This window comes from Pseudomonas sp. SWI7, assembly GCF_006351945.1.
Lineage (GTDB): Bacteria > Pseudomonadota > Gammaproteobacteria > Pseudomonadales > Pseudomonadaceae > Aquipseudomonas > Aquipseudomonas fulva.
Window position 1 is genome coordinate 2,912,637 of record NZ_CP040930.1, and the last position, 15,944, is coordinate 2,928,580.

The 15,944-nt window shown below is 63.9% G+C and carries 12 protein-coding genes and 1 pseudogene; 9 read left to right on the forward strand and 4 right to left on the reverse strand.

All coding sequences use genetic code 11. The features are described from left to right. The first annotated feature begins 17 nt into the window (after window positions 1-17). From algG to FH041_RS13445, 9 genes and pseudogenes are all read left to right on the forward strand, one after another. The gene (gene algG, locus FH041_RS13405; protein WP_059183318.1) at window positions 18-1,577 is read left to right on the forward strand and encodes a mannuronan 5-epimerase AlgG; all 1,560 of its coding nucleotides are present in this window, start codon (window positions 18-20) and stop codon (window positions 1,575-1,577) included. A gap of 13 nt (window positions 1,578-1,590) precedes the next feature. Continuing rightward, complete coding sequence (locus tag FH041_RS13410) at window positions 1,591-3,033, forward strand: alginate O-acetyltransferase (RefSeq protein ID WP_059183319.1); 1,443 nt, start codon at window positions 1,591-1,593, stop codon at window positions 3,031-3,033. Between the two features lie 7 nt (window positions 3,034-3,040). Continuing rightward, window positions 3,041-4,144, forward strand: coding sequence for a mannuronate-specific alginate lyase (locus FH041_RS13415; RefSeq protein ID WP_028687644.1), 1,104 nt, complete (start codon window positions 3,041-3,043; stop codon window positions 4,142-4,144). Between the two features lie 132 nt (window positions 4,145-4,276). Then, a complete protein-coding gene (locus FH041_RS13420; protein WP_059183321.1) occupies window positions 4,277-5,746 on the forward strand; it encodes an MBOAT family protein in 1,470 nt (489 codons plus the stop codon). Between the two features lie 10 nt (window positions 5,747-5,756). Further along, window positions 5,757-6,914: an alginate O-acetyltransferase gene (locus FH041_RS13425; protein ID WP_027914440.1), complete on the forward strand. Its 1,158-nt coding sequence runs from the start codon at window positions 5,757-5,759 to the stop codon at window positions 6,912-6,914. Between the two features lie 18 nt (window positions 6,915-6,932). Then, a complete protein-coding gene (locus FH041_RS13430) occupies window positions 6,933-7,580 on the forward strand; it encodes an alginate O-acetyltransferase AlgF (RefSeq protein ID WP_049696512.1) in 648 nt (215 codons plus the stop codon). Window positions 7,581-7,614: 34 nt separating this feature from the next. Beyond that, window positions 7,615-9,124, forward strand: a pseudogene (locus tag FH041_RS13435) (mannose-1-phosphate guanylyltransferase/mannose-6-phosphate isomerase). A 113-nt stretch (window positions 9,125-9,237) separates the two neighbouring features. Beyond that, window positions 9,238-9,702 (forward strand): hypothetical protein, encoded by a 465-nt coding sequence (locus FH041_RS13440; RefSeq protein ID WP_027914437.1) that lies wholly within the window; start codon window positions 9,238-9,240, stop codon window positions 9,700-9,702. An 87-nt stretch (window positions 9,703-9,789) separates the two neighbouring features. Then, window positions 9,790-10,602, forward strand: a complete 813-nt coding sequence (locus tag FH041_RS13445) for an SDR family oxidoreductase (protein ID WP_132578103.1) — start codon at window positions 9,790-9,792, stop codon at window positions 10,600-10,602. A gap of 21 nt (window positions 10,603-10,623) precedes the next feature. Here the strand turns inward: FH041_RS13445 and FH041_RS13450 are convergent, their stop codons facing one another. The 4 genes from FH041_RS13450 to FH041_RS13465 form a co-directional block, all read right to left on the reverse strand. Further along, window positions 10,624-12,132 (reverse strand): efflux transporter outer membrane subunit, encoded by a 1,509-nt coding sequence (locus FH041_RS13450; RefSeq protein WP_081783964.1) that lies wholly within the window; start codon window positions 12,130-12,132, stop codon window positions 10,624-10,626. Next, entirely contained in the window at window positions 12,129-13,202 is a 1,074-nt protein-coding gene (locus FH041_RS13455) for an HlyD family secretion protein (RefSeq protein ID WP_132578105.1), read from the reverse strand. The genes FH041_RS13450 and FH041_RS13455 overlap by 4 nt, the downstream gene beginning before the upstream one ends. 27 nt (window positions 13,203-13,229) lie before the next feature. Then, window positions 13,230-14,771 carry an MFS transporter gene (locus tag FH041_RS13460; RefSeq protein WP_027914433.1) on the reverse strand — a complete coding sequence of 514 codons (1,542 nt, stop codon included), beginning with the start codon at window positions 14,769-14,771 and terminating at the stop codon, window positions 13,230-13,232. Between the two features lie 115 nt (window positions 14,772-14,886). Beyond that, window positions 14,887-15,792, reverse strand: a complete 906-nt coding sequence (locus tag FH041_RS13465) for a LysR family transcriptional regulator (protein WP_023534365.1) — start codon at window positions 15,790-15,792, stop codon at window positions 14,887-14,889. Window positions 15,793-15,944: the final 152 nt, after the last annotated feature.

Genomic DNA, 15,944 nt, shown 5'->3' on the forward strand with positions numbered 1-15,944 from the left:
GCCACGAGGAAATTGCCATGAACGTTCATCCCCATCTTCGCCATAGCCTGCTGGCCTGCGCCCTGCTGCTTGCCAGTGGTTCGACCTGGGCGGCGCAACCCGGCCTGCTGGCCAAGGAACTGCAACAGGCGCGCAGCTATACCGTCTCTAGCGCACCGATAGCGCCGCTGCAGCTGGACGCACCCAAGCTCCCTGACCTCAGTGGCTACACCGCACAGGCCGTGCAGCAAAAGATCGACCGCAGCCAGCCGGGCAAGGTCAGCCTGCGCCGTATGTTCCAGGAAGACAGCCTCAAGGCATTCGTCGGTGGCGACAACAAGGCCGCCGAATGGGTGCGGCGCCAACACGGCATTCCACAGGCCATTTTCATCGACGATGGCCACGTGGACCTGGCGCAGTTGAGCCGCCAGGTGCCGCGCCAGTACCTGTCCGAGGTGCAGCCCGGTGTGTACCTGGCGCGTCTGCCCATCGTGGTCGGGCGCACCGGGACGTTGGAGATCGACGGCAAGGTCAAGCAACTGCGCCTGTCCGAGGAAGGCGGGGCATTTCTGGTCAACGACGGCAAGCTGTTCATCACCGACACCCAGGTGACCGGGTGGCGCGAGCAGGCCAAAGGCCCGGCCACGTTCCGCTCGCCCCAGGCGTTTCGCCCGTTTCTGCTGTCCTGGGGCGGCACCGAGACCTACATCGTCAACAGCACCCTGGCCAGCCTGGGCTATGCGAAGTCCAAGTCCTATGGCGTGAGCATTTCCCAGTACACCCCCAACCTGGCCAAGCGCATGGGCCGGGCGGAGCCGACCGGCTGGATCATCGGTTCGCAGTTCAGCGACCTGTGGTACGGCTTCTACTGCTATGAGACGCGCGACTTCGTGGTCAAGGACAACACCTACCGCGACAACATCGTCTACGGCATCGACCCGCACGACCGCTCCCACGGGCTGATCATCGCCGGCAACAGCGTGCATGGCACGCGCAAGAAGCACGGCATCATCGTTTCGCGGGAGGTGAACGACAGCTGGATCTTCAACAACAAGAGCTTCGACAACAAGCTGTCAGGCGTCGTGATCGATCGCAACAGCGTCAACAACCTGGTGGCCTACAACCAGATCTACCGCAACCACACCGACGGCATCACCCTGTACGAAAGCGGCGATAACTTGCTGTGGGGCAACACGCTGGTCAACAACCGACGCCATGGCATTCGCGTGCGCAACAGCGTGAATATCCGGCTGTACGACAATATCGCCATGGCCAACGGTCTGGTGGGCGTTTACGGCCATATCAAGGATCTGTCCGACACCGACCGCGACATTGCCCTCGACCCGTTCGACACCAAGGTGTCGTTGATCCTGGTGGGTGGGCAACTGGCGGCCAACGGCTCTGGCCCGCTGTCGATCGACTCGCCGTTGTCGGTCGAGCTGTACGACGTGGCCATGCTGGCGCCGCGCAAAGCCAGCGGGATCACCTTCAACGGTGTGCTGGGCCAGCGCCAGGATGAAATCCTCGACCTGCTGGTACGCCAGCGCAAAGCCGTGCTGATCGACCCGGTCGAGCGCCAGACCGAATTGATCCAATAAGGAAGCCCGGACCATGACTCCACAAGCGATTACCGTGCTGGGCGTCACCTGCGCCCTCCTGGCCATCAGTCAGGGCTCACGCGCCGACACCGTGCAGGCCCCTACCTTCACGGCGGTGCCGTGCTGCCAGTTGTGCCCGCAGGCACACGATGCCAGCCGCTACACCACCCGCTACCAGCAGAACTTCACCACCCTGGTGCAGGGCCAGGGCGACTGGTTGTTCCGAACCCGTGAAGACCTGCGCACCGAATTCGACACCTCCCCTGCCGGGTACAAACGCCTGCAGCAGGTGCACGACGCCTTCAAGAAACGCGGTGTGGAACTGGTAGTGGTGTATCAGCCGACCCGGGGCTTGGTGAACCGAAACATGCTTGAGCCGGCAGAAAAAGCCGCGTTCGACTACCAGAAAGCACTGGGCAACTACCAGGCCATGCTCAAGCGCTTCGCCGCCATGGGCTACAACGTGCCTGACCTGTCGCCGCTGACCAACGAGCAGTTGCCTGCCGCCGACCAGGGCAAGGATTTCTACTTCCGTGGCGACCAGCACTGGACGCCCTACGGCGCCGAGCGCGCTGCCCGTATCGTGGCCGACACCGTGCACACGATGCCTGCATTCCAGGGCATCCCGCGCAAGGCATTCGAAACCGTCAAGTCCGGGCGCATGGGCAAGACCGGAACCTTGCACAACGTTGCCGGGCAGCTGTGCGGCACTAGCTACGCGGTGCAGTACATGGACCAGTTCAGCACCGAACCCAAAGGGGCCAGCGGCGATGACGACGACCTGTTCGGCGACCAGGGCAATGCCCAGATCACATTGGTGGGCACGAGCCACAGCGGCAAGAACTACAACTTCGCCGGGTTTCTGGAGCAGTACATCGGCGCCGATGTGCTCAACGTCGCCTTCCCCGGCGGCGGTCTGGAGGGCTCGATGATTCAGTACCTGGGCAGCGAGGAGTTCCGCAAGCATCCACCCAAGATCCTGGTCTGGGAATTTTCGCCCCTCTACAGCCTGGAGCAGGAAACCATCTGGCGACAGATCCTCGGCCTGCTCGACGACGGCTGCGACGACCGCCCGGCGCTGATGAGCGCCAAGACCACGCTCAAGCCGGGCAAGAACACCCTGATGGTCAATGGCAAGGGTGGGGTGATCAAGCCGCTGGTCAACCGCCACCTGCAAATGGACGTGAAGTTCGACGACCCCTCAGTGAAGGTGCTGCAGGCAACCCTCTGGTACCTCAACGGCCGGCACGAGGACATCAAGCTGGAAAAACCCGAAACCTCCGATACCGATGGCCGGTTCGTGTTCCAGATGCGCGAGGACCAGGACTGGGCCGATCAGAAGCTGCTGGCCTTCGAGGTGCAGGGGCCGGAAAAAGGCACCCAGAAGCTCGACGCCAAGCTGTGCAAACGTAACGACTTCGCCGGACCTGCGCAGACCGCGCAGGCCGGCCAGTGAGGCGAACATGACCCATTACAAACTGATTCTGCGCCCGGCCCTGCTCGCCCTCGCTCTGTTCGCAAGCGCCGCGCAGGCCTCGCTGGTGCCACCTCAGGGTTACTACGAAGGCATCGAGAAACTCAAGACGGGTACCGGCGATTTTCGCTGCGAAGCCCCGCCCACCCCGTATACCGGTGCCCTGCAGTTTCGCAGCAAGTACGAAGGCTCGGACAAGGCGCGGGCCACGCTCAATGTGGCTTCCGAGCACGCCTTTCGGACCTCCACCCAGGACATCACTGCCTTGGAAAAGGGGGTAAGCAAACTGGTCACCCAGTACATGCGCGACGGTCGACCGGCGCAGCTGGACTGCGCATTGACGTGGCTGGGCACCTGGGCACGGGCCGACGCACTGATGTCCACGAACTACAACCACACCGGCAAATCGATGCGCAAATGGGCTTTGGGCAGCCTGAGCGGGTCATGGCTGCGCCTGAAGTTCTCCAACGCCAGGCCATTGGCGGCGCATCAGGCCGAAGCCGAGCTGATCGAGAAATGGTTCGCTCGCCTGGCCCAGCAGACGGTTAGCGACTGGAGCGACCTGCCGCTGCAGAAGATCAACAATCACAGCTACTGGGCGGCCTGGTCGGTCATGGCCACGGCCGTGGCCACCGACCGCCGTGACCTGTTCGACTGGGCAGTGAAGCAATACAAGGTCGGCGTCAATCAAGTCGACGACCAGGGCTTTCTGCCCAACGAGATCAAACGCAAGCAACGTGCGCTGGCCTATCACAACTATGCCCTGCCGCCCTTGGCATTGATCGCAAGCTTTGCCCAGGCCAACGGCGTGGACCTGCGCGCCGAGAACAATTTTGCCTTGCAGCGCCTGGGCGAAGGGGTACTGGCCGGCGCCCGCGACCCGCGTCATTTCGCCGAGCGCGCAGGCGAGAAACAGGACATGAAGGACCTGAAGGTCGACACCAAGTACGCCTGGCTGGAGCCCTGGTGCGCCCTGTACCACTGCGTGGGCGACACCCTGGCGCGCAAGCAGGGCATGCAGCCGTTCAACAGCTTCCGCATGGGGGGCGACATGACGCGCGTGTATGACCCAAGCGCAATGCGCAAGCACTAACGCAAGACCGTGCAAGGGGCGGCGTGTCGTGACGACACACCGCCTGCACAAAGCTAGGTGGCCTCCCGATTATCTGTGGGGGGTTTGGGGGGCGCTTTGCCCTGGATGCTGTGAGTCTTTAGGAGAACCGGGATGGTCTTTTCGTCCAACGTGTTCCTGTTCCTGTTCCTGCCGATCTTCCTCGGTTTGTACTACCTGAGCGGGCAGCGCTATCGCAACGCGTTGTTGCTGATCGCCAGCTACCTCTTCTATGCCTGGTGGCGCGTGGACTTCCTCGCCTTGTTCGCCGGCGTCACCCTGTGGAACTACTGGATCGGGCTGAACGTCGGTGCCGCCGGTGTGCGCAGCAAGCCCGCGCAACGCTGGCTGCTGCTGGGCGTTGGCGTGGACCTGGCCATTCTGGGCTATTTCAAGTACGCCAACTTCGGCGTCGAAAGCCTCAATGCGATCATCACCTCGTTCGGCCTTGAACCGTTCATCCTAACCCATGTGCTGCTGCCAATCGGCATTTCGTTCTACATCTTCGAGTCCATCAGCTACCTCATCGACGTGTACCGCGGGGATACCCCGGCCACCGACAACCTGATCGACTTCGCCGCCTTCGTGGCGATCTTCCCGCACCTGATCGCCGGGCCGGTGTTGCGCTTCAAGGACCTGGTCGAGCAGTTCAACCACCGCACGCATACGCTGGACAAATTTTCCGAAGGCTGCACGCGCTTCATGCAAGGGTTCGTCAAGAAGGTGTTCATCGCCGATACCCTGGCGGTGGTGGCAGACCATTGCTTCGCCTTGCAGCAGCCCACCACCGGCGATGCCTGGCTGGGCGCGCTGGCCTACACCGCGCAGTTGTATTTCGACTTCAGCGGCTACAGCGACATGGCCATCGGCCTGGGCCTGATGATGGGCTTTCGCTTCATGGAAAACTTCCGCCAGCCCTACATCAGCCAGTCCATCACCGAGTTCTGGCGGCGCTGGCACATCAGCCTGTCCACCTGGCTGCGCGACTACCTGTACATCACCCTGGGCGGTAACCGCAAAGGCACGCTCAACACCTACCGCAACCTGTTCCTGACCATGCTGCTGGGCGGGCTTTGGCATGGCGCCAACGTCACCTACATCCTCTGGGGCGCCTGGCATGGCGTGTGGCTGGCGATCGAACGGGCATTGGGCATAGACACCCACCCGCAGCGCTTCAACCCGGTCAAGTGGGCCTTCACCTTCCTGCTGGTGGTGGTGGGCTGGGTGGTGTTCCGGGCCGAGAACCTGCACGTCGCAGCGCGCATGTACGGCGCCATGTTCAGCTTCGGCCACTGGCAGCTTTCCGAACTCAACCGCGCTCAGCTGACCGGCCTGCAAGTGGCGACTCTGGTGATCGCCTACCTGGCCTTGGCCTTCTTCGGCCTGCGCGATGTTTACCGTAACGCCCGAACCACGCCCACCGCATCACCCACCGCCACGCCAGTGCAGATCAACCGTGATGGCTCGCTCGGCCTTGGCTGGACGCGCGTGATGACCCGAACCCTGGTGCTGCTGCTGTTTGTCGCGTCGATCCTGAAGCTGTCGGCGCAGAGCTATTCGCCGTTTCTCTATTTCCAGTTCTGAGGCCGATGTGATGACCCGGACACTTCGCATGACCTACTGCTTGTCTTTCCTCGGCCTGTTGACGGGCATGGGCCTGTGGTCGACCTCAAGCTTGCACGGCTTTGAACGCACCGAACAGATGAGCCTGCTCGACGGCAAGCTGGCCAAGGCCACCGAACAACACTACGACGCCGCGTTTCCGATCAAGCGCCTGGGCACCAACGTGTGGGCCGCCCTGGATTTCAAGTTGTTCCACGAAGGGCGGCCAGGCGTGGTGCTGGGGCGCGACCAGTGGCTGTTCAGTGACGAAGAGTTCAAGCCCACCGCCGGTGCCGAGGCATTGGTGCAGGAGAACCTGGCGCTGATCCGCGGCGTGCGCGACACCCTGCAACGGCACGGCAGCCAGCTGGTGCTGGCGATCGTGCCGGCCAAGGCGCGGGTGTACGACGAACACCTTGGCCAGACACGACCGGCGAGCCTGCATGGGGAGCTGTACAACCAGTTTCATGCCAAGGCACGCCAGGCCAATGTGTTCGCCCCTGACCTGATGGCCCCGCTGGAACAGGCCAAGGCCCGCGGCCAGGTGTTTCTGCGCACCGATACCCATTGGACGCCCCTGGGTGCCGAAGTGGCGGCACAAGCGCTGGCTGCGGCCGTCAGCCGCCAGCGTCTGCTCGAAGCGAGCCCACAAGCCTTCGTCACCCAGGCCCAGGGCAGTGCGCCGTACAAGGGCGACCTGACCAACTTCCTGCCGTTGGATCCTTTGTTCTCCCACCTGCTGCCGCCGCCGGACACCCTCCAGCAACGCACCACCCGCCCTGTTGCAGCTCAAGCGGACGCAGGGGATGCGTTGTTCGCCGACCAGCAGATCCCCGTGGCGCTGGTGGGCACCAGCTACAGCGCCAACCCCCGCTGGAACTTCGTGGGCGCCCTGCAGCAGGCGCTGCATAGCGACGTGGCCAACTATGCCGAGGACGGCCACGGGCCCTTCCTACCCATGCTCAAGTACCTGCAAAGCGATGCCTTCCAACATGCCGCGCCACAAGTGGTGGTGTGGGAATTCCCGGAGCGCTACCTGCCCATGAAACCTGAACTCGACGGCATCGATCCGCACTGGGTCGCTCAGCTCAAGCACTCGCGCGACGCCGAAAAAAACCTGGCCTTGACGGCCACCCGAACCACCCACTGACCGAAAGAGGCAATGCCCATGACGACTCCATCTTCCATCGCCAAAGCCCTGACCCTCGCAGCCGGCCTGTCCCTGGCATCAGTACAGGCTTATGCCGGCGCCGACGCGGCGCTTTACGGCCCGAGCGCGCCGAAGGGCTCGACCTTCGTGCGCTTGTACAACGCAAGCAGCGCACCGGCTGGCGCCTCCGTCGGCAACACGCAGATCAAGCCGGTCGGCCCCCAGGCCAGCAGTGACTTCAGTTTCCTGCCAGGCGGTGACTACACCGCTCAGGTCGGCAGCCAGCGCGTACCGGTCAAGCTGGCCTCGGACCAGTACTACACCCTGGTCAACAGCCCTGCCGGTACGCCTCTACTGATCGAAGAGCCGCCGTTCAAGAACAAGCAGAAAGCGCTGGTACGGGTACAGAACCTGAGCAACCAGACGCTGGCGCTGAAAACCGCCGATGGCAAGACCGAAGTGGTCAAGCCGGTCGCCGCCAATGGCCGCGGCGAGCGTGAAATCAACCCTGTGAAGGTGGACCTGGCGCTGTTCCAGGGCGACCGGAAAGTCGGTGACGTGAAACCCGTGGCCCTGGAGCGCGGCGAAGCGGCCGTGCTGTATGTCACCGGCTCCGGCAGCACGCTGTCCCCGGTATGGGTCACCCGCCCTGTGAGCAGCAACTGATTGCCCTGCCCTCAATGACGATTGGAGAAACACGATGATCCCGGTAATTCTTTCTGGCGGTAGCGGTTCGCGCTTGTGGCCTTTGTCGCGCAAGCAGTTCCCCAAGCAGTTCCTGGCCCTGACCGGCGAGCACACGCTGTTCCAGCAGACACTCGAACGTCTGGTGTTCGAAGGCATGGACGCACCCATTGTGGTCTGTAACAAGGAGCACACCTTCATCGTGCAGGAGCAACTGGCCGCGCTCGACCTGCAAACCCAGGGCATCCTGCTCGAACCGTTCGGGCGCAACACCGCGCCGGCAGTGGCCATGAGCGCCATGAAACTGGTCAACGAAGGGCGTGACGCGTTGATGCTGGTGCTGCCTGCTGACCATGTCATCGATGACCAGAAGGCGCTGCAGCGGGCGTTGGCGCTGGCCACCGTGGCCGCCGAGCGCGGCGAGATGGTGCTGTTTGGGGTGCCGGCGACCAAGCCTGAAACCGGCTACGGCTACATTCGCTCGAGCCAGGATGCCTTGCTGCCCGAAGGCGTGGCGCGAGTGGCGCAGTTCGTCGAAAAGCCTGACGAGCAGCGGGCGATCGAGTTCGTTCAGGCCGGGGGGTATTTCTGGAACAGCGGCATGTTCCTGTTCCGTGCCAGCCGCTTTCTCGAAGAGCTGAAAAAGCACGACCCCGACATTTACGACACCTGTTTGCTGGCGCTGGAGCGCAGCCAGGTGGATGGCACCACGCTGATCATCGATGAAGCGAGCTTCGCCTGCTGCCCGGACAACTCCATCGACTATGCCGTGATGGAGAAGACCCAGCGAGCCTGCGTGGTGCCCATGTCGGCCGGCTGGAGCGATGTGGGTTGCTGGTCGTCGCTGTGGGATGTGCACGACAAGGATGACCACGGCAATGTCACCAAGGGTGATGTGGTGGTGCAGGACAGCCACAACTGCATGATTCACGGCAACGGCAAGCTGGTGTCGGTGATCGGGCTGGACAACATCGTGGTGGTCGAAACCAAGGACGCCATGATGATTGCCCACAAGGACAAGGTCCAAGGCGTCAAGCAGATGGTCAAGACCCTGGACGCCCAGGGTCGCAGCGAAACCCAGAACCACTTGGAGGTATACCGCCCGTGGGGCTCGTACGATTCGGTGGACATGGGCGGGCGTTTCCAGGTCAAGCACATCACGGTCAAGCCGGGGGCCAGCCTGTCGTTGCAGATGCACCATCACCGCGCCGAGCACTGGATCGTCGTGTCGGGTACGGCTGAAGTGACGTGCGATCAGAATGTATTCCTGCTGACCGAAAACCAGTCGACCTACATTCCGATCGCGTCGGTGCATCGCTTGCGCAACCCCGGCAAGATCCCCCTTGAGATCATCGAGGTGCAGTCGGGCAGCTACCTTGGCGAGGATGACATCGAGCGGTTTGAGGATGTGTACGGGCGTACGTCCGAGTCGGCGCAGTGTGGTGGCGCGGTCAAGGCTGCTTCGCAGTGATTGCGCGGTGATGGGGGGCTCAAGCCCCGGGGCTGATTCGCGCTCCGGCACTTGAGCCCCCACCTCGCCTTGCTCGATCCACAGCCGGCCAAGCCTTCCCCTTTTGAGCCTTCCCCCATTTCACGCTACGATGCTTCAACCCTCGCGCAACCAAGGTCTGCAAGCCTCATGATCATCGGCGCTCTCCTTATCCTCACCTGGCTGGTGCTGTTGCTGCGCTACCCCGCCAAGGCCTTGCCGATTTCGTTGGCTGCGGTGGGTGGTCTGGGCCTGGTGGCCTTGTTCGTCATCTGGCAGGACACTCGCGAAACCTCGCAACTGGCCCGCCTGGACATGCGCCTGGCCTATGCCCCCACCCAATGCCCAGCCGATCGCCCCTTGCAGGTCACCCTGAAGAACGACAACAAGGTTCCGCTCACCGAACTGCGCTGGCGTGTGGCGGCCTATGCGCCTGGCGACACCGTCAACCTGGCAGAAAACACCTACAATGCACCGCGCTACCGTGGGCCTGGGGAATTGCAACCCGGCGCGCAGTGGTCCGATTGCCTGCCGTTGCCTGCGCTACGCTCGGGCTACCGTGCACAGACGTTGGCGTTCAGGGCCGAGCACCTGCAAGGCAGCTTTGCCAACTGAATCCTTGTCGATGCCCCACTGCTGGCGACGCATCGGCGACTCGGCGCACACCCACTGCCCCTCTACCCAGACCCAAAGGCCTTCTGCATGTCGACTGTCCTGATCACCGGTTGCTCCAGCGGCATTGGCCGCGCCCTGGCCGATGCGTTTCACGATGCCGGTCATCAGGTCTGGGCCACCGCCCGCCAGGCTGAAGATGTAGCGCGCCTGGCCGCTGCGGGCTTCGTTGCCCGACAACTGGATGTCAACGACCTACACGCCCTGGCCCTGCTTGCGCAAGAGCTCGATGCACTGGACATCCTGATCAACAACGCCGGCTACGGCGCCATGGGGCCGCTGCTCGATGGCGGGGTCGACGCCCTGCAGCGCCAGTTCCAGACAAACGTGTTCGCGCTGGTCGGCGTGACACGCGCACTGTTCCCCCAGTTGCGTCGCGCCAAAGGCCTGGTGGTGAACATCGGCAGTGTCTCCGGGGTGCTGGTCACGCCGTTCGCCGGCGCCTACTGCGCCTCCAAGGCCGCCGTGAAGGCCTTGAGCGACGCCCTGCGCCTGGAGCTGGCGCCGATGGGCATACGCGTGATGGAGGTGCAGCCTGGAGCGATTGCCTCGCAGTTCGCCAGTCACGCCCAGCAGCAGGCGCAGCAGGTGCTGGCGCCGAAATCGCCATGGTGGCCATTGCGTGAACACATTCAAGCCCGGGCCCGCGCCTCGCTCGACCGGCCAACACCGGCAGCGGTCTTTGCCCAGGGCGTGCTGAAAGCGACCCAGCGTTCGCCAGTGCCAGCACGGGTGCGGCTGGGCAACGGCAGCACTGCCTTGCCACTGATGGCCTGCCTGGTGCCGCAGCGTTTACTGGACAAGGTGCTGCGCAAACGGTTTGGCTTGTCACGAACGCTGTAGGGCGGTGACGGCGCCGCGCACTCAGACCTTGTCGAACGCCTGCCACCCTCCGCCGAGCGCTTTGTACAGCCCCACGAGGGCCTGGGATACTGCGGCAGCGCTGTCGATCCACTGCTCTTCGCTGGCCAGCAAGGCCGACTGCACGGTCAGTACATTGAGAAAATCCACCGCGCCTTCCACGTATTGACGCTGGGCCGTTTCCAGGGCGATGCGGTTCTGGCGCACGGCTTCGGCGAGGCGATCGCGACGCAGCTGGCTGGCGTTGTAAAGGCGCAGCACATCATCGATTTCATGCCAGGCTCCCAGCACCACCTTGCGGTAGTTCAGGGCCGCTTCCTGCTGCTGCGCCTGGCGCAGTGCCAAGGTGCCCTTGAGGCGACCGCCTTCGAAAATCGGCAGCGACAGCTGCGGTCCGAAGGCGAAGCGGCGAGAGTCCCAGGCACCGAAGTCAGCCAGTTGCATGGCCTGGAAGCCCACGTTGCCAGACAGCCGGATACGCGGATAAAAATCTGCCTTGGCCACGCCGATGCTGGCCGTGGCAGCATGCAGGCGCGCCTGGGCCTGGCGGATGTCCGGACGCCGCTCGGCCAGTTCCGAAGGCACGCCGATGGCGAACGTCTGCTGCGGGTCGGGTAGCTCACCGGCTTGCAGCAGGCTGTCCTGCAGACTGCGTGGGGGCTCGGCCGCCAGCAGGCTCAAGGCATTGATCAAATCGTCACGGCGTGCCTGCAAAGTGGGCAGGCGAGATTCGATCAAGGCGACCTGGGCGTTGGCCTGGGCCACGTCGAGCCGAGTGGCCACGCCTTCGGCCTGACGGTCTTCGGACAATTCAAGGCTGTGCCGCGCGACCTTGAGGTTGTCCTCGGTCACCTGCAACGTATGCTGCACCGCACGCAGCTGGATGTAATCACCGGCTGTTTCGGCGAGCAGGGCCAGCAGGACGCCGTTTCGGTCGTTCTCGGCGACCTCGACACTGGCGTCGGCCGCTTCGACCTGACGCCGCACACGCCCCCAGACGTCCAGCTCCCAACCTGCCACCAAGTCACCCTGCCACAGGTTGAAGGCCGATTTACCCGCGTTGCCCGAGGGGTCGCTCAGCCCCTCGGCGCTGTTGCGGGCACGGCTGTAGCCTGCATTGGCGTCCACCGACGGCTGCTGGTCGGCGGCCACAGTACTGCGCAGCGCACGGCTTTGCAGCAAGCGGGCACTGGCGATCTGCAGATCGAGGTTGCGCGTGGCGACCTGCTCGATCAGTGCACTGAGCCGTGGGTCGTGAAAGCTGTCCCACCAGCGCAACTGGATGGGCTCGGCCACAGGTTGGCTGGGCGCGTGTTCACCCTGCAACGGGTCCCACTGCTGGGGCGCCTGGGCGTCAGGGCGCTGGAAGTCCGGGCCAAGGGTACAGCCCGTGAGCAGTGCAGCGAGCAGTACGGCTGCAGGGGTCTTTGTCCTGAAACGCGTGACGGGCCGCGATGAACTGACTACTTGTGGGCGGGCGGGTGCAGGGCTCTGCGCGTGAGCGATGTTCATCGGGCTGTCACTCCGCTGCCTGCCAGCTTATCGCCTTGGGTATCGCGGGTCGTGTCGATGGTCGCTTCGACCGACATGCCGACACGCAGGCGGGTCAACAACGGCTGCCCGTCATCGAAGACGATCTTCACCGGAATACGCTGGACCACCTTGGTGAAATTGCCGGTGGCGTTGTCCGGCTTCACAGCGGAGAACGTCACCCCTGTGGCCGGAGCGATGCTTTCGACGTGTCCATGGAGTTGTTCATCGGCAAAGGTATCGACGCTGATGCTGACCGGCTGACCAGGCTGCACGTGGGTCAATTGGGTTTCCTGGAAGTTGCCCACCACATAGGCCTGTTGCAGGGGCACCACCGACAACAGTCGCGCCCCTGGGTTGACGTAGGCCCCGGTGCGCAACGCACGCTCACCGACCATGCCGTCGACCGGCGCCGTGATGCGGGTATAGGAGAGGTCCAGCCGGGCCTTTTCCACCCCGGCTTCGGCGCGCTTGAGCTGGCCATCGGCGCTGGCGACCTGGGCGGCGAGGATGTCCACCTGCTTGCGTGCAGCCACCGAAGCTGCGCGGGCATTGGCCAGGCGGGCACGGGCCTGGTCCACGGCGCTGCGCGCTTGCTGAGCGTTTTGCACGGTACCGGCGCCCTGCTCGGCCAGGCGCCCGTAGCGGCGCACCTCATGATCGGCGAACGCCGCCTCGGCTTCGGCGGCTTTCACCGCTGCCTGGGCCTGGGCAATCAGCGCGTCCTGGCGGTCGAGGGTGGCGCGGGCATCGGTGCTCTGGGCCTTGGCCACCAGCAGCTGCGCCTGGGCAGCGTCCAGGGCAGCCTGGTAGTCACGGGCATCGATGGTGGCCAACAGTTGGCCGGCCTTGACCTGCTGGTTGTCCTCGACCAGCACCTGCGTGATGAAGCCAGCGACTTTGGGCGCGACCACGGTGTAGTCGGCGGTCACGTAGGCATCGTTGGTGCTCTGCCGGTGATCGCTGCCCACCAGCCAGGGGCCGACAAGGGCGGCCAGCACGGCCACGGCCAGCACAGCGCCGATGAACAGGGTTTTACGGTGGATGGTCATTTGGCGTTTCTCGAATTCAGACGGGGGTCAGGCCACCGCGCGCGGCGGATAGACCCGGGTGGGCATGACAGGGATCAGGCAGATCAGGGCCACGGCAATGACGGCCAGGACCAGGTAGAGGTCGGCCGAGGTCAGTACCAGCGCCTGGTCATGAATACGCTTGGCAAGGCTGGCAGCGTGGTCGTCCAGCAACGGGGCATTGCCAAGGCTGTCGACCAGGTGATTGGAATGAAAATGCCGACGCAGCGTGCCCAGGGCATCCAGCAGCCCGCCCGCCACGACGGCGGACAAGCCCTTGACGGTATTGAACCAGGCCGAGGCGAAGGGGCCTTCCTGGGGGCTCATGCCCGTGGTCGAGAGCATCAGCAACGGCAGGACCGCCATCGGCTGGCCGAACACCTGCAACAGGTAGAACGGGTAGAAGTCGGTGCGGATCCACTGGCTGGTGAGCAGGCTGCTGCCGATGCAGGACGCGGCCAGCATTGCCAGGCCGATACCCAGCACCCAGCGGCAGTCGACTGCGCGGATGTTGCAAAGCGCGGCGGTCAGCGGCAGGGCGATCAATTGTGGCATGGCCACCAGCAGCATCAGCGGGCTGGTCTGGGCGGGCCGGTAGCCCTGGAGCTGGGCCAGGTAGGCGGACGGCAGGCTACCCACACCCGACAGCACGATGAGTACGCCTGCGACGGTTAGCAGGGCAAAGGCCAGATTGCGCCGGCCCAGCAAGCGCAGCTGGAAAAACGGCAGGGGCTCGGACCACTCGTTGAACATGAACAGCACCAACAGCAGCAGCCCACCGCCCAGCAGCCAGCAGATCAACGGCGAATCGAACCAGCCCCAGCGATCGCCCAGGGACAGCCCCAGCACGATACCGCAGATCGCCGGCAACCCAAGCAGCACACCACGCCAGTCGAACTGCCTGAAACGCTCCAGGCGCAATGGGTCCTGCGGCAACCCCCACGCCACGCAGCCACCGGCCACCAGCGACGGCAGGATGATCTGCCAGAACGCCCAGCGCCAGCCGACGTATTCGGTCCACAGGCCAGCCAGCGGTGTACCCAGGTTGGGGCCGAAGGTGGCCGTCAAGGCGTAGCACGCCAGGCCGTAGACCTTGATGCCAGGGGGCAGGAAACGCAGCGCCACGCTCATCAGCATCGGCGGCAGTGCACCCGAGGCGAGCCCTTGCAGCACCCGCAGCAGCATCAGGCTGTGCACGTTGGGGGCGAAGGGTTGCAGCAGACCCAGCACCGCGAAGGTACCAATGGCTGCCAAGGTGAAGCGCCGCAAGGAAAAGGTGGTCGCCAACCAGGGCGAAAAGGCCATTGCCGAGACGGAGGCTGCGCTGTACACCGCCAGCAGCCAGGCCCCTTCATCGGCACCGATGCCCATGGCCCCGCGGATATCGGCCAGGGAAATCTTGGTCACGGACTCGTTGAGGCCCGCACAGAGTACCGCCAGCAACACGCCGAACAGCCCGACCACCACCTGCAGGCCGAATGCGCCCTGTGCGGGGGCGGCCGGTGCAGGCGTGGTAGCCAGCCCACTCGCTGAGGCAGAAACGGCATTCATTTAGAGACATCTCCAGCAACAATTTTACGACTGGAGCGATTTTAGGCAGGGTGAATGCTGACGAAAACTGAATTATTGGCAGTTTTATATTGCGTCAAACGCAATGATTCCATGTTCAAGGGTCGCTTCGGGTACAGGCCTTGATCGTCTGACGCAGCCACTGGTGGGCCGGGTCGTTGTCAAAACGTGGGTGCCAGGCCTGCATCACGTTCACTTTTTCAAGGGGTACGGGAATTTCGAAGGAGCGCAGGGGAAGCTTCAGACGCTGGACGCTGTTCAGGATGTTGGCCGGGATCGGCAGGATCAGGTCCGAGTCAGGTAACGAGAACATCGCCGAGTGGAAGCTGGTGGTAATCAGCGCCACCCGGCGCTCGACCCGATGGTTGGCCAGGGCCACATCGATCGGACCGTTGGCACGGCCCCGGCGCGACACGCTGATCTGCGGGAACGCGGCGAAGCGTTGTGGGGTGATGTCCTGGTCGAAGACCGGATGCTCCATGCGCGCCAGGCCGACGAAGTAGGTGCTGAACAAACTCTGCACCTTGATCTCCGGCCCCAGCTCCACGGAGGAGCTGACGATCAGGTCGATGTGGCCGTTGCGCAGCATGGCATCGTCGTCACTGCTGCCTTCGGGCACGAAACGCAGCACGGTATTGGGCGCGTCGGCCAGCATCATGCGCAGCAGCTTGGCCCCGTAGAGGGCAATGAACAGGTCGTTGGTACGCACGTTGAAGGCACGGTGCAGTTTGGACAGGTCGACGCCTTCACGGCTGCGAAACACCTGCCCGGCCTGCTCCACCAGGCCATGCACCTGCTCGCGCAGGGCCAGGGCGCGCGGCGTGGGCACCAGCCCGCGGCCAGCGCGCACCAGGATGGGGTCGCCCATGGCCTCGCGTATGCGCCCCAGCGTGCGGCTCATGGCGGCTGGGCTGAGGTTCATACGTTGTGCCGCGCCCACCACGCTGCCCTCATCGAGCAGCACGTCGAGGGCGACCAGCAGGTTCATGTCAGGCAGTTGCATGGTCGTTTTCCGAGACGACGTTGGGAAAGGGCGATGTTAGCAGGTTGCTCGATTGCGCCCGACGCAATGTGCTCGTGCGTGGCAGGGCCTTTATTCGCAGCCTGGGTGAGGTCGACAATGGCAGCAGCAGGCTCGGCCCTGGCCGGCAGCCC